We start from the raw sequence: 25334 nt of genomic DNA, 5'->3' as shown, positions 1-25334 counted from the left end.
ATGACATTACGAGAGAAAAAAATCGTTCGTGTGGCACGGGCGTGGATAGGCACGCCTTATCGTCATCAGGCATCGGTTAAGGGGCAAGGCTGTGATTGTCTTGGGTTATTACGCGGTGTTTGGCGTGAAGTTATTGGCGCCGAGCCTGAAGTAGTGCCGACGTATACTGCGGATTGGTCTGAGATTGGACGTGAAGAGCGCCTGTGGGCAGCGGCTGCACGGAATATGAAGGTTGTGGAGCTTGATTTGGCGCGCGTTGGGCAGATTGTACTGTTTCGGATGAAAACGGGGCATGTTGCCAAGCATTTGGGTGTTTTGGCGCGTTCTGAGGCAGGGTTTGCGACTGTTATCCACGCCTATACGGGGCGCGGGGTGATTGAAACGCCTTTAACAGATGCTTGGAAGCGCAAGGTTGTGGCGCAGTTTCAATTTCCACAGAAGGGAAGATAGATGGCGACGATTTTATTATCTGCGGCAGGTGCTGCGATTGGTGGAGGTGTGGGCGGCACTGTGCTGGGTTTAACTGGTGCTGTAATAGGGCGTGCGGCTGGGGCTGCTCTGGGTGGTGTGATTGACCAGAAACTGTTTGGTCAGGCAGCGCCTGTTGTTGAAACGGGGCGTGTTGAAAGTTTCCGTGTGCAATCTGCACAAGAAGGTACTGTTATTCCGCGTGTTATGGGACGTATGCGGATTGGTGGGCAGATGATTTGGTCGAGCCGTTTTAAGGAAACGGTTCAAACGAGTACCTCTGGTGGCGGTGGTAAAGGCGGATCGGCACCAAAGGTGACGACGCAGAGTTACAGTTATTCAGTGAGTGTGGCTTTTGCTTTGGGTGAAGGTGTGATTGATCGTGTGGGGCGGATTTGGGCGGATGGTGTCGAGGTGCCCAATGCGGATTTGAATTATACCGTTTATAAGGGGGATGAAGCGCAATTGCCCGATCCAGTGATTGCGGCTGTTGAGGGTATGGACAATACACCTGCCTTTCGTGGGACGGCTTATGTTGTGATCGAAGATTTGCAGCTTGAGCAATACGGTAATCGTATACCGCAGCTGAATTTTGAAGTGTTTCGTAAAGCGCAGCCTAAAGGTGCTTTGGACGAAGATGCAGCGAGCATGGTGCAATCGGTTTGTTTGATCCCAGGGACTGGGGAATACGCGCTGGCGACCACGCCTGTGGATTATGGGTTTGGCTTTGGTAGCTATGAGAGTGCGAATGTAAACACCAATCGCGGGCAGGCGAATGTGGTGCATGCTTTGGATGATTTGGTGTCTGATCTGCCAAACAATGGGGCGGCTTCATTGGTTGTGACTTGGTTTGGTACGGATTTGCGCTGTGGGTTGTGTAAGCTACGGCCACAAGTGGAGCAGAAACGCTATGAAGGCACGCCTATGGTGTGGGAGGTGTCGGGCATTAACCGAACGCAAGCTATTGAGGTGAGCCAAAATGATGGGCGGCCTGTATTTGGAGGCACGCCATCTGATGCGTCTGTATTGGAAAGTATTGCAGCACTTAAAGAACGTGGTCAGAAGGTTACATTTTACCCTTTTATATTGATGGATATTCAAGAAGATAACGGATTAATTAATCCTTATACAGGTGAAGTGGGGCAACCTATTATTCCTTGGCGGGGGCGTATCACGACTTCGCTTGCTCCTATGGTTCCTGGGTCGCCTGATGGAACGCCTGATGCGTTGAAGGAAGTCAGGCAGTTTATGGGGAAAGCTTCTGCAGATGACTTTGAAGCGCGTGGCCAGACGATCAGCTATACTGGCCCTGCTGAATGGTCATACAGACGGTTTATCCTGCATTATGCGCATTTATGTGCATTGGCTGGTGGTGTGGATGCTTTTTGTATTGGATCAGAATTACTTGGTTTAACGCGCATACGTATGAGGCGTAATAATTTTCCAGTGGTCAGAATTTTACGCAACTTAGCAGAGCAGGTGCGCAGTATTTTGGGGCCAGATGTAAAGATTGGATATGCCGCGGATTGGTCCGAGTACTTTGGATATCACCCGCAAGATGGATCTGGTGATGTAATCTTTAATTTAGATACTTTGTGGGCAGATGATAATATCGATTTTATCGGGGTTGATAACTACGTACCGTTAACAGATTGGCGAGATGAGCCCGGACATTTGGATGCAAGTTTTGGGTCTGTTTATGAATTAGACTATCTACGAAGCAACATTGAAGGTGGTGAAGGTTATGATTGGTATTATGCCAGTGCTTATGATCGTGACACACAGGCCCGCACGCCTATTGTTGATGGAACATATGGGGAAGATTGGGTTTACCGTTATAAAGATTTTACCAATTGGTGGGGAAATGTACACCATAACCGTATTGGTGGAGTGCGTGAAGACGAAGCTACAGATTGGATCCCGCAGTCTAAACCAATTTGGTTTACAGAATTTGGTTGCCCTGCTGTAGATAAGGGGACGAACCAGCCGAATGTGTTTTTGGATGAAAAGTCATCAGAATCTGCTGTGCCGTATTATTCGAATGGAACACCTGATAATTATATCCAAAGCCAATACTTGAAGGCGATGTTGACGTATTGGGGAAATGAAAAACATAACCCTGTGTCGACATTTTATGACGGGCCTATGGTGGATTTGGCGAATGCCAGTGTATGGGCGTGGGATACGCGGCCTTGGCCTGATTTTCCAGATCGCTTGAGTTTGTGGAGTGATGGGGTGAACTTTGCCCGTGGTCATTGGATATCTGGACGTTTTGCGGATCAGAGCCTTGCGAATGTGGTGCGTGAGATATGTGAGCTGTCTGGGGTGGCGGATTACGATGTGAGTGATTTGCAGGGGAATATTACTGGCTTTGCCATTCGGGATGTAGAGACGGGGCGGCAGAGTTTGCAATCATTGATGCTAGCCTATGGATTTTCGAGTTTTGAAGAGGGCGGCAAGCTGGTTTTCAAGACACGGAAAGATATTGAACCTGTTGCGTTGGATGAAGCTGATTTGGCCGTCTTGCCTGATCAAGGTGATGTTGTGGCAAAGGTGCGTACACCCGATGCAGAACGTATGGGGCGGCTTCGTGTGCAATTTTGGGATCAGAATGCGCATTATGAGGTAGCGGCTGTTGAGAGCCGCCTGACAGGGGATGAGAGTTTAAGAACGTCGTCCGTACAGGTGCCTTTGGTGCTAGATCGTGGAACAGGGCAGAATATTGCGGATCGTATGTTGAATGAGGCACGCGTGGCGCGTGATGAGATAAAGTTCGCCTTGCCGCCATCGCGTGTGGATGTGGCGCTGGGGGATTTCATATCTGTGGGAGAAAGCCCGCTTGTATATCGTGTGGATCGGCTGGAGGAGTTTGGGGCACGGGTGGTGGAAGCTTCGCGTGTGGAGCGACATGTGCTTGATGCGGTTTCAGTGATTAATATGGGGCGTGAACCTGTTCCTGTGGTGCGGCCTGCTATTCCTTATACAGCATTTATGGATTTGCCGTTGCTCACAGGTAATGAAGTACCACATGCGCCGCATTTTGCGGCCACTGGTGACCCTTGGGGGGCAGGTGTAGCTGTTTATAGCAGTAATAGCTCGGATGGGTTTCAGTTGAACACGGTGGTTGAGGTGAAGTCGGTTTTGGGGGTGACGATGAGTGAATTGTCGCGTTCAAACCCTGCGCGCTGGGATCATGGCGACGGTGTGCTCGTGTTTTTCTCAGATGATGTTCAATCACTGTCTGAGCGCGATGTGCTTGATGGTGGGAATGCGGCTGCTATTCGATCTGGGGATGGGGATTGGGAGGTGTTTCAGTTTCAATCTGCGGACTTACAGGCGGATGGCAGCTATCGTTTGGCGGGTTTGTTGCGTGGGCAAGCTGGAACAGAGCATATTATGCCTGATGTCTGGCCAGTTGGCGCGCAGGTTGTTTTATTGGGTGCTGGGGTTGAGCAGATTGAATTGGCGGCATCTGCGCGTGGATTAGAGCGAAATTACCGTGTGGTATCTGCGGATAGGCCTGTATCGGATGCAACTTATCAACAACAAGCCTTGAGTTTTGAGGGGGTTGGTTTGCGGCCTTATGCACCTGTGCACTTGAAGGCGGTTCTTGATGGTGATGATTATGGGTTTCGTTGGATACGCCGTACGCGCATTGATGGGGACAGTTGGCAATCACTTGAGGTGCCCTTGGGCGAAGAGGCGGAACGTTACCATATACGTATTCTATCTGGTGGTACCGTTTTGCGAGAGGCAGAGAGTATTGTGCCTGAATGGGAGTATAGCGCGGGAGATATTACGATGGATAATGCGGCTGGAGAAATCACTTTTGAGGTCGCACAGATATCAGAACGATTTGGAATTGGACCATATAATAGGATGACATTAAATGTTTGAATCATATCAATTTAAATTACCTTTCTTGCAAGCGTCACAAGCACAAAAACATGTGACTGTGAATGAAGCTTTGGCGCGGTTAGATGCTTTGGCGCAACTTACGTTCCAATCGCGTAGTGAAGATGTGCCAACTACGCCATCTGATGGGCAGGTATACGCTGTGCCTATTGGGGCGAGCGGGGTTTGGTCAGGGCAAGATCATAAGGTCGCATTGTTTTTGAATGGTGGTTGGGTGTTTGTTGATGGACATGATGGTTGGACTGCTTGGGTTGTGGATGAAGTGGCGCAAGCGCGGTTTATAAACGGTGTTTGGAGCGATGTTAATTCCCTAGAGGCCAGTGCGCTGGGGTCGGCGCAAACGGTGGATATTCAGTTTGATCATCAAATTACGGCTGGAGCTACCAATGAAACAGTGGTTGTGATCCCACATCATAGCAGTGTGGTTGGGGTAACTGCGCGTGTGATTGAAGAGATTGTGTTTGCTGAGGCAACGGATTTTAATCTTGGGGTGGTTGGAGCGGATAACCGTTATGGCAGTGGATATGGGCATTGGTTAAATACTTATATCCAAGGGTTAACTGGACAACCGCAGACGTATTATTCGGATACACCTTTGCTGCTGACGGCGAATGGTGGTGATTTTGTCAGTGGCGCTATTCGGTTTGCTATTCACACAACGGTTTTAACGCCGCCTGATGCTGTTTGATGCGGGCATTGCTACATGTAGATGTGGTGACCGCGGCCCGAGCTTTGTTGGTAGTTCCTGATCGGGAACGTGTTGCGCTTTGTGATCAGTTGTTTGATCGTGCGCATGCGGCGGATAAATACCGCAAGCGGTTTGGGCGGTATTTGCGAGGATATGGTTCTGGGAGTTTGGCCTCTGCCTGTTGGGATAGGGCACTTATGCCAGAACCGTTTTTATCGGATAAGGGGTATGCGAAGTGTATGCGTCTGATTTTTGAACGTGTTTTACGTGGTTTTCCAACTAGCCGCGTGCGCAGGTGATACATGTGGCGACAGTCGGGTTGTGATCTAAACGTTTTGGTGTGATATCTTCGCCGCATTCCACACAATATCCAAATTCACCTTCGTCTATACGTGATAGTGCGGCTTTGGCGGCTAATATCTCGGATTGCCTGCGCTGGCTTGTGGCATTAGCCATGGCTTGTTGTTGCATTGCGTCCATACGTGATAGACGACCTACAGAGGTCTGATCCAAGATCACTGTTGATCTGCTGTCTTTGGTGGCTTGATCCATACCTTCGAGTTCGGCAACCAAAGCTGTTAGTTTGGTAATGTAATATGCGGCATCATGGTTTGTCATAATGTTCACAACTAGACGTGATTTGTATTGACGCTGTCAATTCTGTAATACATTGAGTCCATAAAGAATTTAGCGATTGGACATAATCATGGCTCAAGCTGCAGAAAATCTACGTAAGGTCGATCCCGTTTGGGAACGTATTCGCAACGATGCGAAGGAGTTGGCAGATCGAGAACCAGTTTTGGCTGGCTTGGTTCACTCCAGTGTGTTGCATCACGATAGTTTAGAAAAAACATTAGGTTATAGGATTGCTTTAAAGTTATCAAATGACGAGATGACAACGCAAATTTTGCGAGAAATTGTTGATAAGGCTTATGCAGCTGATCCGTCTTTAGCAGATGATGCACGTGCTGATATTATGGCGGTTCATGAGCGTGACCCTGCTTGCCATAACTTCTTGCAACCATTGTTATTCTTTAAAGGGTTCCAAGCGATGCAGGCATATCGTGTATCACATTGGTTGTGGAAACAGGATCGTAAAGAGGTTGCTTACTTCTTGCAGATGCGCAGTTCAGAGGTGTTTGGTGTGGATATTCATCCAGGCGCACGTATGGGTAAGGGTATTATGATCGACCATGCGCATTCGATTGTGATCGGTGAAACCGCACGTGTGGGTGATAATGTATCTATGTTGCATGCGGTGACACTTGGTGGGACTGGTAAGGAAGATGATATCCGTCATCCAACCATTGAAGATGGAGTTTTGATTGGCGCTGGCGCGAAAGTCTTGGGGAATATCACTGTCGGGCATTGCAGCCGCATTGCGGCAGGTTCTGTTGTTTTGAAGGAAATTCCACCGTGTAAGACTGTGGCTGGTGTACCTGCTAAAATTGTGGGTGAGGCTGGTTGCGATCAACCTGCGCAGTCTATGGATCAATTACTTTCAAGCAACAAAAGCTAATCTATGATCCCGCCAATTTGCAAGGCAGGATCTATTAGGGGTTGGTTTATACATGTATGTTATTATATAATGAACATAGAAACTGGAGTGTTATCGATGTCTGGACCTGATCCAATCGTAATATAAGCGTCGTGATTTTTGATTACTTAATCGGTAATCTGAATTCGCGCGTAAGGTTAAGCTTCTGATATTTATCCTGAAATTCTTTAAGTATACTGCATCCGATTTTTTCGGCCTCTGCTGCATTATCCAGTAATGATGTGAGGGTTATGTATTTGCCGCGGGCCGAAATGCTGGCATAACTTGGGCGATTCAATCCATCAATTTGCTCTTTGATCTTCTCAAGAAGTCCGTAAAAAACCACCAACCGGGTAATAAGATGGTCATCGATGTAATGTAATTTGTCGATGTTATAGGTGTAAATCAGCGTGTGATGGGCATCAGTGATATGGGGTATTAAGGCCGGGTTCTTGTCAAATTCGGTTTCGAGTTGTTTTAAGGTTACGGATTTTTCAACAAAGAACAGCAAGTCTTTGGTGTTGAAATCAATTTCAGAAAAGAGGGCGTGTACAAGGTTTCTGCGTTCTGCAAGACGTTGATAATGATTTCTTAGCATTCTGACCCATTGTGTGGCGACCCAAATAAAGAGGGATGCAGAAGCTGTGATAATGGCAGTGTTTTGCATTGAAATGTCCAAACTGAATATCTGTGCAGTTTGATACATATTGTAGAAAAGGAAAAGGCCGCTCTTGGGTGGGCGGCCTTTTATCTGTGTCCTAAAATGTTTTAGGCAAACATAGCGAGTGGATTTTCAAGGTAATGTGCTATGCGACCTAAGAATTCGGCACCCAATGCGCCGTCGACCACTCGGTGATCCACTGAGAGTGTCACAGACATTATGATAGCTGTTTTGACTGTGCCATCATCCGCAATCACTGGTTTTTTCATGCCAGCACCCACAGCTAAGATTGATCCGTGTGGTGGATTGATTACGGCATCAAAGTTTTCGATACCCATCATGCCAAGGTTTGAAATTGCAAAACTGCCACCCTGATATTCATGTGGTGCCAGTTTACGCTCACGTGCGCGGCCCGCTAAGTCTTTCATTTCAGAAGAAAGTTCTGAAAGGGACTTTTTGTCTGAATCGCGAAGAACTGGTGTAAACAAGCCACCTTCGATGGCGACGGCGACTGCTACATCGGATGGTTCAAGTTTCAAAATACGGTCTTCGGCCCAAACTGCGTTTGCATCAGGTACATCTTGCAGGGCTTTTGCACAGGCTTTGATGATAAAGTCGTTTACAGAGATTTTAATGCCATCAGTTTCTAGGGCTACATTCATTTCCTTACGGGCCGCCATCAGGCGATCCAGGTGGATAGAGCGGCGCAGGTAGAAGTGTGGGATGGTTTGTTTGGCTTCTGTAAGGCGTGCTGCGATTGTTTTACGCATGCCATCCAAAGGAACCTCTTCGTATGTACGGTCTTGGTACATGGCTTTGACACTGTCGCTGGTTGCAGAGGATGCTATGACAGCTTTTGTTACTGGTACTGACGGTTGTACGTTGGCTGGTTTGCCTTCTACATCTGCTTTTATGATACGACCATGTGGGCCAGACCCTGATAGGGTTGTGAGATCAACGCCTTTGTCTGCTGCAATGCGGCGAGCCAATGGCGTTGCGAAAACACGTTCGCCTGATCTTACAGGAGCTGTTTGCGCAGGTGCTGCAGCTTTTGGAGCCTCAGCTGTTACCGTTTCTAGTTCTGTTGTTGGCGTGGGGGCAGGAGGTGCTGTTTCTGCGGCTGAAGGGTCTTCACCTTCTTCTAATAGAACTGCGATTGCCGTGTTTACAGCCACGCCTGATGTGCCTTCAGCCACTAAAATTTTGCCTATGACGCCTTCATCAACGGCTTCGAACTCCATGGTGGCTTTATCTGTCTCGATTTCTGCCATTAGGTCGCCAGATTGAACTGTATCACCTTCCTTGACTAGCCATTTGGCTAATGTGCCTTCTTCCATCGTTGGGGATAGGGCGGGCATGAGGATTTGAATTGCCATGTCTTATCTCCTAGCGATATGTGACTTGTTTGACTGCTGCAATCACTTCGTCTGTGGTCACAAGGGCAAGTTTTTCAAGGTTGGCGGCATAAGGCATTGGAACATCTTTGCCTGTACAGTTAATCACTGGCGCGTCCAAGTAATCGAATGCGCGTTCCATGATCACGGCTGAGAGGTGGTTGCCGATTGATGCGACAGGGAAACCTTCTTCGATTGTCACACAACGGTTTGTTTTCTTTACAGAATTCAAAACAGTGTCGTAGTCAATCGGACGAATAGATCGCAGATCTACAACTTCTGCTGAAATGCCTTCTTCTGCTAGTTTATCTGCGGCTTCTAAGGCGTATTTCATGCCTATACCGAAGCTGACGAGTGTTACATCTTCGCCTTCGCGCCAAATTTTGGCTTTGCCAATTGGCACTGTGAAATCTTCTAAATCCGGGACATCAAAGCTGGTGCCATAGATCATTTCATTTTCCAAGAAAATCACTGGGTTTGGATCGCGGATGGCTGATTTTAACAAACCTTTTGCATCTGCTGCTGAATACGGCATTACGACTTTTAGGCCCGGAATTTGAGCATACCATGCGGCGTAACATTGGCTGTGTTGGGCACCAACGCGGGAAGCGGCACCGTTTGGCCCGCGAAAGACCATAGGGCAGCCCATTTGACCGCCCGACATATAGAGTGTCTTGGCGGCTGAGTTGATGATGTGGTCAATGGCTTGCATTGCAAAGTTAAAGGTCATGAATTCGACAATTGGGTTTAGGCCACCAAAGGCGGCACCCACTGCGAGACCAGCAAAGCCATGTTCTGTGATTGGCGTATCGATGACGCGTTTTTCGCCGAATTCGTCCAGCAAACCTTGGGATACTTTATAAGCGCCTTGGTATTGACCTACTTCTTCGCCCATAAGGAATACTTTTTCTTCGCGGCGCATTTCTTCGGCCATGGCGTCGCGTAACGCTTCGCGCACAGTTGTGGATGTGAATGTTGTGCCTTCTGGGATGTCTTCCATTGGAACATCTACTGGCGTAATGGCTTTGGCTGGAGCTGTTGTAACCTCTTCAACTGGTGCAGGTGTTTCTGCTGTTGGGGCAGGTGCTTCGACTGCGTCTGCTGCTGATGCATCTTCTCCGTCTTCTAGCAAGACTGCGATTGCTGTGTTTACAGCAACGCCTTCGGTGCCTTCTGCCACTAATATCTTGCCGATAACGCCTTCATCCACCGCTTCGAATTCCATTGTGGCTTTATCTGTTTCGATCTCAGCCATGATGTCACCGGATTGAACAGTGTCACCTTCTTTGACCAACCATTTTGCGAGCGTGCCTTCTTCCATCGTTGGAGATAGGGCGGGCATAAGTATTTGAATTGCCATTTATTTAACTTCCTTCGCTCGGTGTAATCATGCCTACTATATTCCCTTGTCCATCTTCGACATAAGCTGCGCGGCCAATGCCTGGGTAATCTGTTGGAGGTAGTGCTTCTGCACCACCATTGTTTAATGCCCAAACATATGAAGCATCGCAGTCGGCGACCTCAAACGTCATCGCACCACCGCGCACTGGGCCACCAGCGTCTGGTGTATCATCTGGGCGTGTTAACAACCCAACAGAAAGTGGTTTTTCTGGACCTATCTCTTCAGAGAATGCCAAGTGGTAATTAACTTCTTCTGCTCCAGGCATTGCCTCGAAAGTCCAGTCAAAGAGATGACCGTAAAATTCTTTTGCTGCCTCTACATCTTTGATGTAAATCTCGAAATGTGCCATTTCCTGTGGCTCCTTAGCGCAAAATATCGGTGTAAAGTTCGTCTGTTGACGGCTCTGGACTTGTTTGTGAGAAATCGGCGGCTTCGGACACGACAGATTTGATCTCTTTGTCGATAGATTTCAGCTCATCCGCTGTGGCGTGTTTTCCTTGCTCGATCATCTCGCGTATATTGTCGATTGGATCACGTTCCTCTTTCATCTTTTGCACTTCTTCGCGGGTGCGGTATTTAGCAGGGTCAGACATAGAGTGACCACGGTAACGGTATGTTTTTACGCCTAGAATATAAGGTCCATTGCCTGCGCGACAATGCGCTACAGCACGTTCACCAGCTTCTTTAACGGATAGAACATTCATACCGTCCACGGCTTCGCCAGGGATGTTGAAGGCTTCGCCACGTGTATAAAGATCTGGTGTGGAAGAGGCGCGTTCTAGGGATGTACCCATCGCATATTGGTTGTTTTCGATGACGAAGATTACCGGGAGTTTCCAAAGGCTTGCCATGTTGAAGGCTTCATAGACTTGGCCTTGGTTGGCAGCGCCATCACCAAAGTATGTGAAACTTACGTTGTCTGTGCCATTATATTTCTCAGCAAACGCTAAGCCTGCGCCGATTGGAACCTGTGCTGCTACGATACCATGACCGCCATAGAATTTCTTTTCTGTAGAGAACATGTGCATGGAGCCGCCTTTGCCGCGGGAATAGCCACCTTCGCGGCCAGTCAATTCTGCCATCACCCCTTTTGGATCCATACCACATGCCAACATGTGACCGTGATCGCGGTAAGAGGTGAGGCGGCTGTCGCCTTCTTTTGCTGCGGCTTCAAGGCCGACAACAACTGCTTCTTGGCCGATGTAGAGGTGGCAAAAGCCACCGATGACGCCCATACCGTAGAGTTGTCCGGCTTTTTCTTCGAACCGTCGGATCATTAGCATGTTTTTGTAATGATCTAGCAGTTCTTCCCCCGAAATGTTTGACTTTCGGGTCGATTTTTTAGCGGGCATATAGCATCTCCAAAATCAATATAGTTTAACGTTAAACTATATTATAGGGTAAGTTAATGGAAAGTGCACGCGCTTTTTTATTACTGTCTTTTTCCCTTCTTAATTTGTTCTGAAAGTTTAAGACATTTGTCGCGTAACTTATTTTCTTTTCTCAAAGCTATATCACGATTTTTTTTATCTTTTTTGAGCTGCTTCTGAATCTTTTTCTTATCCTTTGTAGTTCCGCTTTTTTGAATAGACCTGTACTTTTTTTCGGTATCTTTAACGCGTTTATTTGCAACCTTTGAATTTTTTGAAGCGACTTTGAGATCTTTTTTACATTCTTGTAAGTATCCCTTTTTGTCGAAAAGATTTTTTATTATTGGTTTGCTATTTGTACTCGTGTTCGTACTAGTAGTTGTACTTGGTAAGTCTTGATTTTCACCACCACCACCACCACCTTCGCCAGCTGTAGTTGGCACAGGTGTGATGAGTAAAATTGAGCTGGTGATGAAAACTTTTATTATTGTATTGGCTTTATCGCTTTCATGTTTCATGATTTATCCCCTCATATGTTGATATGAATACTAATAAATTAGAATTATACTTCTGTATTTTGCTTGGAGTGTATCAATATATATCATTTTTGAATTCGAAAATGTAAAAAAACACTCATATAGAACAAGATGAACCGTAAAGAGTAATCTCTCTACGGTTCAGTTTGGTCTTGGGATAGTTGGTAAATCTTTGTTTACCTTATAATTATTTCATCTTCGCGGGCCATACCCAACACTTTGCGGGCTTGCTCGTCTAACAGGTCAAGATCCAGATATTTATCGGATAGTCGTTTTGTTTTATTCTCTAGATACTCTCGTTGACTGGTTAACTGCGCCAATTGTGTCTGAAGTTCCAAAGCTTCAGCATTGACTTGGTTCCGTTTGAAATGTCCAAAGTCACCCTGAATTGCGGCAAAGGCAAAGTAAGCCATTAGCAACACTGCTGTTACTAAAAACATGCTTGTTGAAAGCGCCCCTGAATTTCCACGTTGTTTATACATAGTCTGCCTCACGGTTCGATCTTTATCGCCGAACTCAAACGAATCATGCCACAAGTGATTCGCTTTGTGAATCCCTTAAATGCAAATGATTCGAAAAAAATAGAGGCCTTGGGTTAAGGCCCCTGATTATTAAGGATTTATTGGGCTTAGCCCGCGTTTGATGCCGTTGCGATGCTGTCGATTGTTGCTGCAATCGTTGTGTTAAACGCGTCATCAGATTGACCAGCGCTTAAACCTTCAGTCAAAGCGCGAGAGAAACTGGCGATGATACCTGTGTTATTTGACAGGCGCGTGTTTGCTTCTTCGCGACTGTAACCACCTGATAGGGCAACAACACGCATGACACGTGGGTGATCGACCAATGGTTGGTACAGATTTGTTTGCTCTGGCAAAGTCAGTTTCAACATCACTTGTTTATCGTCAGACATGGCATCTAGTGATTTCGTCAGTTCAGACAACAGGATGTTTTCTGCTTCTGCTTTATCTGCAATGGAAATTGTCACTTCTGGTTCAATAATTGGCACTTGGCCGTGTGATAGAACCTGTTCACCCACTTTAAACTGTTGGCCAACAACTGCCGCAATGCCGCTTTGTGATGCCTTGTTGATCACTGAACGCATTTTCGTACCGAAAATACCTGCTCTGGTACCGCGTTCCAAAGTGGCATCCAGACCATCAATTGGCTTCATCAATTGAACGCCGTCTGCCTCTGCCTCTAGACCTTTGTCGATTTTTAGGAATGGCACAACGCCGCGCTCTTCCCAAAGGTAAGTCGCTGTTGGCTGGCCTTCGATTTCGCGATCCATTGTCATTTCAAACAAAATTGCGCCGATCACTTGCTCTTTTTTGAAAGCAGGGGCTTTTGCGATACGAGCACGCATGGCGTGGATCAGGTCGAACATTTCTGCATCTGATGAATAAGCGCTTTCATCTACACCATATAAGCCTAGGGCTTTTGGTGTTGAGCCACCACTTTGGTCTAGGGCTGCGATGAAACCAGCACCTGATTGCATTTGTTGGATTTGATCGTTTTTAGACATGAAGCGTTCCTAAGCGTTTAAATTATTATTTTGTGTCGTCTAATGCAGCAACACCTGGCAGTGTTTTACCTTCCATCCATTCAAGGAAAGCACCACCTGCGGTAGATATATATGAAAAACTCTCGGCTGCACCTGATTTTTTCAAGGCTGCTACAGTATCACCGCCACCAGCAACGGATAGAATTTGGCCATCTTCCGTCATTTCAGCCACTTTAAGTGCGACTGCGTCTGTGGCCGTGTTGAATGGTGGAATTTCAAAGGCGCCCAATGGGCCATTCCAGATGACTGTTTTCACGTCTTCCAGTTTGTTACAGATGTTTTCAACACTATCTGGGCCAGCATCCAAGATCATTGTATCGCGTGGGCAATCATCTGCTGCACGGACTTTGTTTTCTGCAAATTCTTTAAACTCACGGGCAACAACAACATCTACAGGCAAGATGATTTCACAGTTTGCGGCTTCTGCTTCTGCTAAAATCTCGCGTGCTGTATCTTGAAGATCGTGTTCGCATAGTGATTGACCGACTTGATGACCTTGGGCTGCAAGGAATGTGTTTGCCATACCGCCGCCGATAACGATTTTATCCATTGGGCCAATAAGGTTTTTTAAAAGAACTAGCTTAGACGATACCTTTGCGCCGCCAACGACAGCCAAAACAGGGCGCTCAGGCTCAGATAGAGAATTCGTTAACGCTTTTAGCTCTTCTTCCATCAAACGACCTGCGCAGCTTGGCAATAATGTTGCAAGCGCTGCAACAGAGGCGTGTGCACGGTGTGCTGTTGAGAATGTATCGGACACGAATACATCACCCAAAGCGGCTAAATCTTTGGCAAAGCCACGGTCGTTGTTTTTCTCACCAGCATGGAAACGTGTATTCTCCAGCAAAAGCACATCACCATCTGGCAGTGTATCAACGGCTTCGCGTGCTGTTTGGCCAATGCAAGAACTGGCAAAATGAACGCGGCGATTCAGAACTTGTGATAGAGCAGGGACAACCTGTTGTGTGCTCATAGACAGATCAAAACCACGTGTTGGACGGCCAAAATGTGACAGCAGGATAGGGCGACCACCTTTGGATAATACTTCCAATACGGTTGGACTAATGCGGTCTAAACGGGTTGTGTCTGTGACTTTGCCGTTTTCAACTGGCACGTTTACATCCACACGGATCAGAACGTTTTTGCCGTCCAAATCCATATCATCAAGTGTCTTCCAAGCCATAAGCTTACCTCCAGAAGGCGATCCAATCCATCAGCTCTATCCCTTTTTGCGCTAAGAAAACGATGTTTTCTGATCCATTCACAACGACGTCGTGGGCGATCAAAGCCAATAGGAAAATGCCAAAAGCGATTGCTGTTTTATTCGTCATATAATTGGGCCCGCAGATCATGCGGGCCATCCTGTTATTAGATAAGCTTACCCATAGCTACGGCAGTATCTGCCATACGGCAAGAGAAGCCCCATTCATTGTCGTACCAAGATAGGATACGCACCATGTTTCCGCCCATAACTTTTGTTTGTTCAGAAGCAAAGTTTGATGAGTGTGTGTTGTGGTTGAAGTCAATGGACACCAAAGGTTCTGTTGAGTATTCAAGAACACCCTTCATGTAACCGTTTGCGGCTTCTTCAATCGCTGCGTTCACTTCCTCGATTGTCACATCGCGTGATGCTGTGAATGTTAGATCAACCGCAGATACGTTTGGTGTTGGCACACGGATTGCAGAGCCGTCCAATTTGCCGTTTAACTCTGGCAGAACCAAACCAACAGCTGCCGCAGCACCTGTAGATGTTGGGATCATAGACATTGCCGCTGCACGTGCGCGGTATAGGTCTTTGTGACGACGGTCCAATGTTGGCTGGTCACCTGTATAAGCGTGGATCGTGGTCATGATGCCTTTTTCGATGCCGATTGCATCGTTTAGAACTTTTGCAACAGGAGCCAAGCAGTTTGTTGTGCAAGATGCGTTTGAAACGATCAAATCATCTGATGTCATTGAATCATGGTTTACGCCATAAACAACAGTCTTGTCCGCGTTCTTACCTGGTGCAGAAATCAATACGCGTTTTGCGCCTTGATCCAAGTGGACTTGTGATGCTTCTTTTGAGTTGAATTTACCTGAACATTCCAAAACAACATCCACACCAGACCAATCCAATTCAGTTGGATCGTATGTTGAGAACATACGCATTGGGCCTTTGCCAACGTCCAATGCACCATCAGTGATTTTCACATCACCCGCACAACGTCCGTGAACTGAATCGTATTTCAAAAGATGGGCTGTCGTTTCAATCGGGCCTGTTGCATTCAATGCTACAACTTCGATATCCGTACGGCCGCTTTCAATGATTGCTGAAAGGGTTGAACGACCAATACGGCCAAAACCGTTAATGCCAACTTTTAATGTCATGGTACTCTCCATAGGGCGGAAGAACCGCCTGTTATAAATCTGCCACTTAGATAGAGGCTCATGGGCGTTAAACAAAGCATAACGCCCAAGGTTTTATCCTTGGGCGTCAAAATGGCGCAAAATGTTAGCGATAAAGTACGCTAACGCGAATTATAATAGGTCTTTTGCGGCTTTTGTTACATTGTCTGCTGTGATGCCAAAGTGCTCAAACAGCTCTTCTGCTGGGGCAGAGGCACCGAATGATTCCATGCCCACGAATGCAGATTTTTTGTAAGAACCACGTTCACCTGACAACCAACGATCCCAACCTTGACGGCAAGCCGCTTCAACACCAACACGCACAGGACCTGCTGGCAGAACGCGACGACGATATGTTTCGTCTTGTTGTTCAAACAGTTCCCAGCATGGCATAGATACAACGCGTGTCCCGATACCTTCGGCCTCTAGTTTGGCTTTAGCTTCCATTGCTATTTCCACTTCGGAGCCTGTTGCCAGTAAGATCACTTTACGTTTCATGCCTTTTTCAGCTTCTGCCAAAACATAAGCACCCATTGCAGTCATATTCTTATTCGTGTGTTTGGTGCGTACAGTCGGCAATCCTTGACGTGTCAAAGACAGAACAGAAGGGGTCTTTTTCGACGTTATTGCCAATTCCCAAGCTTCTGCTGTTTCCACACTATCCGCTGGACGAAACACGTTTGTGTTCGGTGTAGAACGGCTGATTGCCAAATGTTCAACAGGTTGGTGTGTTGGGCCGTCTTCGCCCAGACCAATACTGTCGTGCGTCATTACAAACACTGTTGGAATTTCCATCAAAGCTGCCAAGCGCATAGAAGGGCGGGCATAGTCTGTGAAACACATAAATGTACCACCATATGGGCGCACACCACCATGCAATGCCATGCCGTTCATCGCTGCAGCCATACCATGTTCACGGATACCATAGCTGATGTGGCGGCCACCACGGTTGCCTGGTTCAAAGTTGGTCATACCAGCGGTACGTGTGTTGTTAGAGCCTTCCAGATCCGCAGAGCCACCAATGGTTTCTTGCATGATCGGGTTGATCACTTCCAATGCCATTTGGCTGGATTTACGTGTTGCTGCTTTTGGCTGCGTTTCAGAAATCTCTTTCTTCAGACGTTTGATAGCTGCTGAAAGCTTTTTAGATGGATCACCTGCCATGCAGCGGTTGAATTCAGCCTGTTTTGCGCCTGATAGTTTTGCAAAGGCTTCATCCCATTCGGCACGTGCTGCGGCACCGCGGGAACCAATAGCTTCCCAAGCAGATTTAACATCGGCCGGGACTTCATTTGCAGGATAAGGCCAATCATAAGCTTCGCGCATTTGCACCAATTGATCGCCTTTGATGTTGTAACCATGGCCGCCTGATGTGTTTGCTACACCGTCCACACCAATCGCGATTGTTGTTTTGCAAGCAATCATTGAAGGTTTTGGCGATTTCTTGGCTTCTGAAATAGCACGATCAATCGCTGCTGGATCATGACCGTCTACGGCGAATACAGACCAACCCGATGCTTCAAAGCGTGCCAATTGATCTGTGCTGTCTGATAATTCTACTGTGCCGTCGATTGTGATGTTGTTATCATCCCAAAGAACGATCAATTTGCCCAATTGATGACGACCAGCTAGACCGATTGCTTCTTGGCTGACACCTTCCATCAAACAACCGTCGCCTGCGATCACATAAGTATGGTGATCAACAGCTTTTTTGCCAAAGCGTGCTTGTAGGGATTGTTCTGCCATCGCAAAACCAACAGCGTTTGAAATACCTTGGCCTAATGGGCCGGTTGTTGTTTCAATACCTTTTGCATGACCGTATTCAGGGTGGCCCGCAGTTTTCGCACCTAATTGGCGGAAGTTGCGGATTTGATCCATTGTCATGTCTTCGTATCCAGTTAGATGCAAAAGCGCGTAAATCAACATAGAACCGTGACCTGCAGACAGAATGAAGCGGTCGCGATCTGGCCAATCAGGGTTTTTGGCATCGAATTTTAAATGGTTTTCAAAAAGCACGGTTGCCACATCGGCCATGCCAATTGGCATACCTTGGTGACCCGATGCAGCGGCATGAACAGCATCTGCTGCCATAATGCGGATCGCAGCCGCTTTTTTGAAATGTTCTGGATGTTTGGTTTTAAGTTCTGAAAGTTCCACGTAAGAAGGCCCTTTATAGCAGCTATTAGAATGAGAGTTCCCACACCTGTGATAGCAAGCATTTGAGGTGGGTCAAGCGGATGTGTGCTATTACACGAAGATAATGGCGCATAGATTTGTTTTTTATTGGGAAAAATGCATAATTGATCCAATATGATTTCGAATCAAATGATTAAGTTTTGCAACGAGGGGCAAGATGCGGGCAATAAGAAGACTGGAAAGAAGGTTTAACGCGGCTTTAGCTGCTATGGAAGAGAATGCGTCTAATGCAGATGTTGATGTAGAAAAAAATAAACTTTCCGAGCAAGTAACAAAGCTTGAAGCATGGAAAGTTGAGCAAGAGCAAGTTCTTGAAGCTGCGACAGCAGAAATTGCGAGTGCAAAGAAAGAAACGGCTGACGCCACTGAAGTTAACTCTACACTGGAAGCTAAAATTACAGAGCTAACAACAAGCTTGGAAGCTTCTGTAAAATCAGGTGAAATTGCACAAAATCAACTCTCTGAACTTGCGGCACAAAAACTAGCTGCAGAGGTTGCGTTAAGTCAGGCGCAAGAAAATATTGCAGATACATCCAAAGCGGATGGTGAACTGGAAGCTGTGGTTGCAAAGCTTGCTGAAGCTGAAAAAGCGAAGGCAGACTTGCAAGCTGCCCTTGATACAGCAAAAAATAAACAAGCCTCAAATGCAGATACTTCGGATATAGCCAAAGAGCTTGCTGCATTAAAAGCTCAACGCGAAGTTGATTTGGCTGAAGTAAATGTAATTCTTGAAAAGTTACTCCCACTAGTAGAGGCGAAATAAGATGCCAGAGATTAAAATCCATATTGGCGGAAGAGAATTCGAAGTTGTTTGTAAAGAGGGTGAAGAAGATTTCTTGCACGCCGCAGCTGCGATGCTGGATGTAGAGGCTGATGCTTTAAATACCGCTATGGGACGTATCCCAGAAAGCCGTATGCTGCTGATGTCTGGTCTAATGCTTGCTGATAAAACAGCAAGTTTGGAGGATCAACTGGCCGCAGCAGCGCGAGAAAATGAAGGCGGACCATTAGCGCATGAAGTGTCTGCTGAAATTGATAAGCTTAAGGCTGATCTAGCCACTGCAAATGACGAGCTAAAGGCTGTAGGTGAAAAGCTAAAGGTTGCAGATGATAAAGTAGAAGTTGCAGAAAAAGCTTTAGCTGAGAAGGAAAAATCTTTAGCTGAAAAGACTGCGGAAGCTGAGCAAAGTGCCGCAAATGCAGAAGACAGTAATTCTAAGCTAGTCTTAGCTGTTAATGCGATAGAACGTATGGTTGAAAGCATAGAGAAAAAGGGCGCTTAAGCGCCCTTTTATATATCAAGCGTTTGACTCGCGGATTTTGTTCGCCGCTTCTTTATCGAAATCAACGCCGTTTTCTTCAAACATTGTATCCAGTTCACCTGACAAGGTCATTTCAGTGATAATGTCGCAACCGCCAACGAATTCACCTTTGACATAAAGTTGTGGAATTGTCGGCCAATCTGAAAAATCTTTGATACCTTGGCGGATATTTTCATCTGCTAATACATTCACGTCCGCATATTGAACGCCCATGTAATTCAATACGCCAGCCACACGGGATGAAAATCCACATTGCGGCATTGTTGATGTGCCTTTCATAAACAGAACAACATCATTGCCGTCTACAGTTTCTTTGATTTGTGCATTTGCATCAGTCATTTTTACAGGTCCTTATTGCAGGAATTTTGCTTTGCACTATCATTTAGCGGAGAATTGTGTGGGCGCAAGTCTTTTAGCCGTTATTCTGGATAAGACATTTATAGTAAACAGTCTGAAATCTAATTAATTTAGAAACTGACGGCCTCACTTATTCACAAACCTACCATTGTGTTATTTGTAGTATGCACATGAGTGTTTTTGTTAATTACTAATCTGTAATAAGAATGCTTATCATTACCGAAAAGCAAACGATTTCAGAACGTTGTTCTGCGTACCAGGATTGGCAAGAAACACAGCGAGTTCTTTATTGTTGCGGTGAATGTTTGGGTCCGCATCTGTAGATTTTACATCTCGATCATGTGAGCGAATTAGCCAGAGGAACAATCCAATTACAGCGACGATAAGTATAATATTGTAATCCATTATTCTTTCTCCTTTGTTTTGGGTGCAAAATACTTTGAATGCATTTTTGGGTCTTTTGAACGCAAATATGTATGCGAATGTTGGTTCATTTCAGAAGTCCATACTTGATGATGTACTACGTCGTATTCTGTGTCGGCTTGCCAATAGTAGCCTTTCCTATTGAAAAACAGTTTACGAAAAATGAACCCAATTGCAAAGATACATAGGATAATAGGGATAATTGTGATGAGTATCAGGTCAAGATTAGTTAACAATAGTGCCCTCATATTTATAAATTCTAAGTATATAAATATGAAAGTAGACTATAAAATCAAGGTAGCGGCTAATCTTAAGGTTATTCCTTAACGGCTGTCGTCAATTGCAGAGCATGCAATTCGCCGTTTGAACCATCCATTTTACCCTTCAAAGCAGCATAAACCATGCGCTGTTGGGCTACGCGGTTTTTGCCTTTGAACTCTTCGGCTACGACTTTAGCACCCATATGAACACCATCGTCGCCCATGACTTCGATTTCTGCCGTTGGAAAGGCTTCACGCAGTAGGGCCTCTATTTGTGATGCTTCCATTGCCATATGTTTGTTCCTTATGCTGCGAAACTTGGGATGCCAGCATCCGAGGCGGCTTTGATATCGGCCAATGTGGTTGATGTATCGCCCAATGTGATGTCTGTGCCGCCAAAGCTGCCAATTTCAATTGCGTCTATTTCAGCAGATTTTGCCGCTGTAATCAATGCGTCTGCGTCTTTGGTTGCCAGCAGGTAACGGGCTTGGTCTTCGCCAAAGAACCAACCTGTATCACCAGCTTTGATTGTTGCACCCACATTACCAGCAAGGGCCATATCGGCCACAGCCAATGCAAGACCGCCGTCTGACAGATCATGTGCCGCTGTGATTTGTCCCGCTCTATGTGCGTTACGCACAAATTCACCTGCGGCTTTTTCAGCAGCCAGATCAACATGTGGCGCATCGCCATCTTCGCGGTTGAACAATTCTTTTAGCAATGCTGATTGGCCCAAGTGACCGTCTGTTTTGCCGATCAATACCAATGTGTCGCCATCGTTCGGGCGCACACGGATCATCTGATCTAAGTTTTCCAATAGGCCAACAGCACCGATTGTTGGGGTTGGCAAAATGCCCTCGCCATCGGTTTCGTTATAAAGCGATACATTGCCTGATACGATTGGCATATCCAGTGCAGAAACGGCTTCGCCTATACCTTTGATACAGCCCACGAATTGCCCCATAATTTCTGGTTTTTCCGGGTTGCCGAAGTTCAAATTATCTGTTGTTGCCAATGGCTTAGCACCCGTTGCACATAGATTTCGATAGGCTTCTGCAACCGCTTGTTTGCCGCCTTCAGTAGGGTTGGCTTTACAATAACGTGGTGTCACATCTGATGTGAAAGCTACGGCTTTATCTGTGCCGTGAATACGCACAACGCCAGCGTCTGAACCAGGGCGCACAACGGTATCTGCCATCACCATGTGGTCGTACTGTTCATAGACCCAACGACGTGATGAATAGTTTGGCGTGCCGATCAGTTTGACCAATGCGTCTGCTGCATTCACTTCTGGTGCATCTGTCAGCGGTGCCGCAGTCGGTGTTTCCACCCAAGGACGGTCGTATTCTGGAGCTGTACCAGACAAAGCTTTCAGCGGCAGGTCGGCTTTCAATTCACCATTGTGCATGATGATAAAGCGATCTTCTGCGATTGTTTCACCCACAATAGCAAAGTCCAAGTCCCATTTATCAAACACAGCTTTTGCTTCTGCTTCAAGATCAGGATTTAGAACCATCAACATACGTTCTTGGCTTTCAGACAGCATCATTTCGTAGGCTGTCATGTTTTCTTCGCGGATTGGCACATCTTCGAGTGTGAGCTTCACACCAAGATTACCCTTATCGCCCATTTCCACCGCAGAACATGTCAGGCCAGCGGCCCCCATATCTTGGATGGAAATCACAGCACCTGTTTGCATCAATTCCAATGTGGCTTCCATCAAGCGTTTTTCGGTGAACGGGTCACCCACTTGAACTGTTGGGCGTTTATCTTCGATTGTATCGTCGAATTCAGCGGATGCCATTGTCGCACCGCCAACACCGTCGCGGCCTGTTTTTGCGCCTAGGTAAACAACAGGCATACCAACACCTGATGCAGCAGAGTAGAAAATGCTGTCTGTTTTTGCCAAACCAGCGGCAAATGCATTTACAAGACAGTTGCCATTGTATGCTTCGTGGAAACGGACTTCGCCGCCAACAGTTGGAACGCCAAAGCAGTTGCCGTAACCGCCAACACCTTCAACAACGCCGTTGACCAATGATTTTGTTTTTGGGTGTGTGATTTCGCCAAAAGATAGTGAATTCATAGCCGCAATAGGGCGCGCACCCATTGTGAACACATCGCGCAAGATACCACCAACGCCTGTTGCTGCACCTTGGTACGGTTCGATGTAAGAAGGGTGGTTGTGGCTTTCCATTTTGAAAACGATCGCATCACCATCGCCGATATCCACGATACCAGCGTTTTCACCTGGTCCACAAATCACTTGTGGACCTTCGGTTGGCAGAGTGCGTAGCCATTTTTTAGAGGATTTATAGGAACAGTGTTCGTTCCACATCGCCGAGAAAATACCAAGTTCGGTAAATGTTGGGGTGCGGCCCATCAAATCAAGAATACGTTGGTATTCATTTGGGGCAAGCCCGTGGTCTTTGATCAGTTGTTCGTTGATTTCTGGCTCGATGGTCATATGAGATCCCCAAAGTAGGCGTGTTTTGCGGTTCTTTTATCGGTCAATGAGACTAAGGGAAAGAGGAGAATCTGTATGGATTAAGGCAAAAAAGCCTTTGCGCAAAAAAAGAGGCCGAGACAACGCTCGGCCTTAGTCCAACAGGGAGGTGAAGAACGGGCGGGAACGCAACAACGTTGCTCGTCCGCTCATCTTCAATCTGATAATTATATAGGCAAAGGGTTAACGACAAGTGACGAACGAACATACCCGCTAGTCACTTTTTGCATAACTGTTACGTAGAGTGATTAAAATATACTCAAGTATCTAATATTAAATCACTTTTCTTAGTATTCTTTATTTCGTCCACAACGAAGTCACGGAAAGCGGCAACCCTTTTTGACTGTCTAAGTTCCTCTGGGTAAGCTAAATAAACTGGAATAACCTGACTTTCGTCTTCTGGAAGTACACGAATAAGGTCTGGAAATTTCCTACTGACGTAGTTTGGCAGCACACCGATTCCCACATTGTGAAGAGTGGCTTGTAAGACGCCAAAGTAGTTATTCACTGTCAAATGAGAGGCATGATTGGATGAAAGTAGGGGTTTTAGCCACTTTACACTCTCATTTACTTGGCGCGATGTCAGATTTTGGCTGAGGATTCTGTGATTTGCTAAGTCTTCCATCGTTTTGGGATGACCAAAATAATCCAGATATTCTTGTGTTGCGTAAAGGCGCATGTGTACATCCATCAAGCGACGGCGCACGAGATCAGCCTGACTTGGTTCTTTCATACGAATAGCTACGTCGGCTTCACGCATTGGCAGATCCAATACGCGTTCTTCCAGCATTAAGTCGATTTTCAATTCTGGGTGCTTATCATAAAGGCGGCCAATACGTGGCGCCAACCACAGTGTTCCAAAACCTGTTGTTGTTGTAACGCGTAGCTCACCAATAACTTCATCTTCTGCATCACGAATACGCGCGGTTGTTGCTTCTAATTTGCTCGACATATCGCGAGTAGCATCAAATAAAAGCTCACCTTGCTCGGTTAAAATCAAACCGCGGGCGTGGCGGTGAAATAGAATAACATCAAGCGTTTCTTCTAGCGCACGAATTTGGCGACTGACAGCTGACTGGGACAAATGGAGCGTATTTCCTGCGTGGGTAAGGCTGCCAGCATCAGCAACGGCATGAAAGACCCTTAGCTTATCCCAATCCATTGTAATCCCCTGTTTTATTATTAATTGCGATGACCATAACCGATGTGGCTATGATTCATAGAAAAAATAGTGATTGGGTTATGCTTTTTGCAAAAAATAGACTTGCGCACCAGATTCTTCGGCTTGTTTTAACAATTCATGGCCTTGTTCCGCGCAAAAATGGGGAACATCAACAATGGCCGCTGGATCATCTGCAAGCATTTTAAGAACCTGTCCAGATTGTAAAGCCTGCAAGCGTTTGCGGGCTTTTAACACAGGTAAGGGACATAAAAGCCCTGTTGCATCTAGTTCAGCGTCATAGGTCATAGGCAGTGAATTAATCGCGGATGTTACAGAAGTCCACGCATATGTGACGTGACCTTGATGAATTGCCAAGTTAGAAGAGCTTTATGTTTGGAATCGATCTTTTTGATGCGGCCTTGATGCCGTCTTTGTTTGTGGCCTTGCTTGCAGGGATCATTAGCTTTTTGTCGCCATGTGTCTTGCCGATCGTTCCACCATACTTGGCCTATATGGGCGGTATTTCTATGTCAGAAATGACGGATGAAAAAGTGTCTAACAAACCTGCGGTAATCGCAGCGATATTCTTTGCACTTGGTTTATCTACTGTTTTCATATTTTTAGGGTTTGCGGCATCTGCATTTGGGCAGTTATTTTTGCAAAATCAAACACTTCTAGCACAAATCTCAGGTGGTGTAATCGTTGTATTTGGCTTGCATTTCCTTGGCTTGATCACATTACCATTCTTACAACGCGAAGCCCGCTTTGATGCAGGCGATCGTGGCGGATCATCCTTTGGTGCCTATATCCTAGGCCTTGCATTTGCGTTTGGCTGGACACCTTGTATTGGTCCTATTTTGGGTGCGATTTTAGCGTTGTCAGCGCAAGAGGCATCGATCACACGCGGAACGATGTTATTGGCAACCTATGCAATTGGTTTGGGTGTGCCGTTTATTATTGCTTCAGTATTTATCAATCGTGCGATTGGTTTGATGAATCGTTTTAAGCGTCATATGGGGCTGATTGAAAAAATCATGGGCGGTATGTTGGTAACCGTTGGTATTATGATGATGACGGGTGCATTTACCCGCCTTGCATTATGGTTGTTGGAAACTTTCCCAGCATTGGCTGCCGTTGGTTAATCTGCCTTACTTTTTCCGAAATCTTTGCCTATAGTTCGCCTATAAC

At 46.3% G+C, this 25334-nt stretch carries 27 protein-coding genes; 8 read left to right on the top strand and 19 right to left on the bottom strand.

Annotated features, from left to right (window positions below):
• From F9L33_RS04740 to F9L33_RS04725, 4 genes are read left to right on the top strand one after another with little or no spacing between them, the layout of a single operon-like run.
• Entirely contained in the window at positions 1–450 is a 450-nt protein-coding gene (locus tag F9L33_RS04740; RefSeq protein WP_152141574.1) for an NlpC/P60 family protein, read from the top strand.
• Positions 451–4365 carry a glycoside hydrolase/phage tail family protein gene (locus tag F9L33_RS04735; protein WP_152141573.1) on the top strand — a complete coding sequence of 1305 codons (3915 nt, stop codon included), beginning with the start codon at positions 451–453 and terminating at the stop codon, positions 4363–4365.
• A complete protein-coding gene (locus F9L33_RS04730) occupies positions 4358–5071 on the top strand; it encodes a DUF2793 domain-containing protein (protein ID WP_152141572.1) in 714 nt (237 codons plus the stop codon). The genes F9L33_RS04735 and F9L33_RS04730 overlap by 8 nt, the downstream gene beginning before the upstream one ends.
• Positions 5071–5370: a hypothetical protein gene (locus F9L33_RS04725; RefSeq protein WP_152141571.1), complete on the top strand. Its 300-nt coding sequence runs from the start codon at positions 5071–5073 to the stop codon at positions 5368–5370. Before F9L33_RS04730 ends, F9L33_RS04725 begins: the two co-directional genes overlap by 1 nt.
• Here F9L33_RS04725 and F9L33_RS04720 read toward each other — a convergent pair.
• Positions 5351–5689: a TraR/DksA family transcriptional regulator gene (locus F9L33_RS04720; RefSeq protein WP_152141570.1), complete on the bottom strand. Its 339-nt coding sequence runs from the start codon at positions 5687–5689 to the stop codon at positions 5351–5353. The genes F9L33_RS04725 and F9L33_RS04720 overlap by 20 nt on opposite strands.
• Before the next feature lie 88 nt (positions 5690–5777).
• On the opposite strand from F9L33_RS04720, the gene cysE reads away from it, so the two are divergent.
• Positions 5778–6590, top strand: coding sequence for a serine O-acetyltransferase (cysE, locus tag F9L33_RS04715; protein WP_152141569.1), 813 nt, complete (start codon positions 5778–5780; stop codon positions 6588–6590).
• Positions 6591–6732: 142 nt separating this feature from the next.
• On the opposite strand, the gene F9L33_RS04710 is transcribed toward cysE, so the two are convergent.
• The 12 genes from F9L33_RS04710 to tkt form a co-directional block, all read right to left on the bottom strand.
• Positions 6733–7275: a hypothetical protein gene (locus F9L33_RS04710; protein ID WP_152141568.1), complete on the bottom strand. Its 543-nt coding sequence runs from the start codon at positions 7273–7275 to the stop codon at positions 6733–6735.
• 101 nt (positions 7276–7376) lie between these two features.
• A complete protein-coding gene (locus F9L33_RS04705) occupies positions 7377–8645 on the bottom strand; it encodes a pyruvate dehydrogenase complex dihydrolipoamide acetyltransferase (RefSeq protein ID WP_152141567.1) in 1269 nt (422 codons plus the stop codon).
• 10 nt (positions 8646–8655) lie between these two features.
• A complete protein-coding gene (locus tag F9L33_RS04700; protein WP_152141566.1) occupies positions 8656–10023 on the bottom strand; it encodes a pyruvate dehydrogenase complex E1 component subunit beta in 1368 nt (455 codons plus the stop codon).
• 4 nt (positions 10024–10027) lie between these two features.
• A complete protein-coding gene (locus F9L33_RS04695) occupies positions 10028–10414 on the bottom strand; it encodes a VOC family protein (RefSeq protein ID WP_152141565.1) in 387 nt (128 codons plus the stop codon).
• A gap of 13 nt (positions 10415–10427) precedes the next feature.
• Positions 10428–11417 carry a pyruvate dehydrogenase (acetyl-transferring) E1 component subunit alpha gene (gene pdhA, locus F9L33_RS04690; RefSeq protein WP_152141564.1) on the bottom strand — a complete coding sequence of 330 codons (990 nt, stop codon included), beginning with the start codon at positions 11415–11417 and terminating at the stop codon, positions 10428–10430.
• Positions 11418–11497: 80 nt separating this feature from the next.
• Positions 11498–11953 carry a hypothetical protein gene (locus F9L33_RS04685; RefSeq protein WP_152141563.1) on the bottom strand — a complete coding sequence of 152 codons (456 nt, stop codon included), beginning with the start codon at positions 11951–11953 and terminating at the stop codon, positions 11498–11500.
• A gap of 194 nt (positions 11954–12147) precedes the next feature.
• A complete protein-coding gene (locus tag F9L33_RS04680) occupies positions 12148–12453 on the bottom strand; it encodes a septum formation initiator family protein (RefSeq protein ID WP_193221971.1) in 306 nt (101 codons plus the stop codon).
• Positions 12454–12599: 146 nt separating this feature from the next.
• Positions 12600–13493, bottom strand: coding sequence for a fructose bisphosphate aldolase (locus F9L33_RS04675; protein ID WP_152141562.1), 894 nt, complete (start codon positions 13491–13493; stop codon positions 12600–12602).
• A gap of 25 nt (positions 13494–13518) precedes the next feature.
• Positions 13519–14715, bottom strand: a complete 1197-nt coding sequence (pgk, locus tag F9L33_RS04670; protein ID WP_152141561.1) for a phosphoglycerate kinase — start codon at positions 14713–14715, stop codon at positions 13519–13521.
• A 4-nt stretch (positions 14716–14719) separates the two neighbouring features.
• The gene (locus F9L33_RS15725; RefSeq protein WP_193221970.1) at positions 14720–14863 is read right to left on the bottom strand and encodes a hypothetical protein; all 144 of its coding nucleotides are present in this window, start codon (positions 14861–14863) and stop codon (positions 14720–14722) included.
• Positions 14864–14900: 37 nt separating this feature from the next.
• Entirely contained in the window at positions 14901–15902 is a 1002-nt protein-coding gene (gene gap, locus F9L33_RS04665) for a type I glyceraldehyde-3-phosphate dehydrogenase (protein ID WP_152141560.1), read from the bottom strand.
• Between the two features lie 150 nt (positions 15903–16052).
• Entirely contained in the window at positions 16053–18077 is a 2025-nt protein-coding gene (gene tkt / locus F9L33_RS04660) for a transketolase (protein ID WP_152141559.1), read from the bottom strand.
• Positions 18078–18273: 196 nt separating this feature from the next.
• On the opposite strand from tkt, the gene F9L33_RS04655 reads away from it, so the two are divergent.
• Positions 18274–18879, top strand: a complete 606-nt coding sequence (locus F9L33_RS04655; protein WP_152141558.1) for a hypothetical protein — start codon at positions 18274–18276, stop codon at positions 18877–18879.
• A 1-nt stretch (position 18880) separates the two neighbouring features.
• Positions 18881–19399 carry a cell division protein ZapA gene (locus F9L33_RS04650; protein WP_152141557.1) on the top strand — a complete coding sequence of 173 codons (519 nt, stop codon included), beginning with the start codon at positions 18881–18883 and terminating at the stop codon, positions 19397–19399.
• Positions 19400–19414: 15 nt separating this feature from the next.
• Here the strand turns inward: F9L33_RS04650 and grxD are convergent, their stop codons facing one another.
• From grxD to F9L33_RS04620, 6 genes are all read right to left on the bottom strand, one after another.
• On the bottom strand, positions 19415–19777 hold the full coding sequence (gene grxD / locus F9L33_RS04645; RefSeq protein ID WP_152141556.1) for a Grx4 family monothiol glutaredoxin: 363 nt from the start codon (positions 19775–19777) through the stop codon (positions 19415–19417).
• Positions 19778–20011: 234 nt separating this feature from the next.
• Positions 20012–20200: a hypothetical protein gene (locus F9L33_RS04640; protein WP_152141555.1), complete on the bottom strand. Its 189-nt coding sequence runs from the start codon at positions 20198–20200 to the stop codon at positions 20012–20014.
• Between the two features lie 334 nt (positions 20201–20534).
• On the bottom strand, positions 20535–20771 hold the full coding sequence (locus F9L33_RS04635; RefSeq protein WP_152141554.1) for a BolA/IbaG family iron-sulfur metabolism protein: 237 nt from the start codon (positions 20769–20771) through the stop codon (positions 20535–20537).
• An 11-nt stretch (positions 20772–20782) separates the two neighbouring features.
• Positions 20783–22945, bottom strand: a complete 2163-nt coding sequence (purL, locus tag F9L33_RS04630; RefSeq protein ID WP_152141553.1) for a phosphoribosylformylglycinamidine synthase subunit PurL — start codon at positions 22943–22945, stop codon at positions 20783–20785.
• 298 nt (positions 22946–23243) lie between these two features.
• A complete protein-coding gene (locus F9L33_RS04625) occupies positions 23244–24146 on the bottom strand; it encodes a LysR family transcriptional regulator (protein WP_152141552.1) in 903 nt (300 codons plus the stop codon).
• Positions 24147–24224: 78 nt separating this feature from the next.
• Positions 24225–24452 carry a sulfurtransferase TusA family protein gene (locus F9L33_RS04620; protein WP_152141899.1) on the bottom strand — a complete coding sequence of 76 codons (228 nt, stop codon included), beginning with the start codon at positions 24450–24452 and terminating at the stop codon, positions 24225–24227.
• A gap of 83 nt (positions 24453–24535) precedes the next feature.
• Between F9L33_RS04620 and F9L33_RS04615 the strand changes: the two genes are divergently transcribed.
• The gene (locus F9L33_RS04615) at positions 24536–25288 is read left to right on the top strand and encodes a cytochrome c biogenesis CcdA family protein (protein WP_152141551.1); all 753 of its coding nucleotides are present in this window, start codon (positions 24536–24538) and stop codon (positions 25286–25288) included.
• Positions 25289–25334 lie beyond the last annotated feature (46 nt).

The sequence above is a fragment of the Amylibacter sp. SFDW26 genome (assembly GCF_009184395.1).
In the GTDB taxonomy this organism is placed as follows: Bacteria; Pseudomonadota; Alphaproteobacteria; order Rhodobacterales; family Rhodobacteraceae; genus Amylibacter.
Note: the sequence above shows the minus strand (reverse complement) of the source record. Positions and strands in the feature narration are given on the sequence as shown.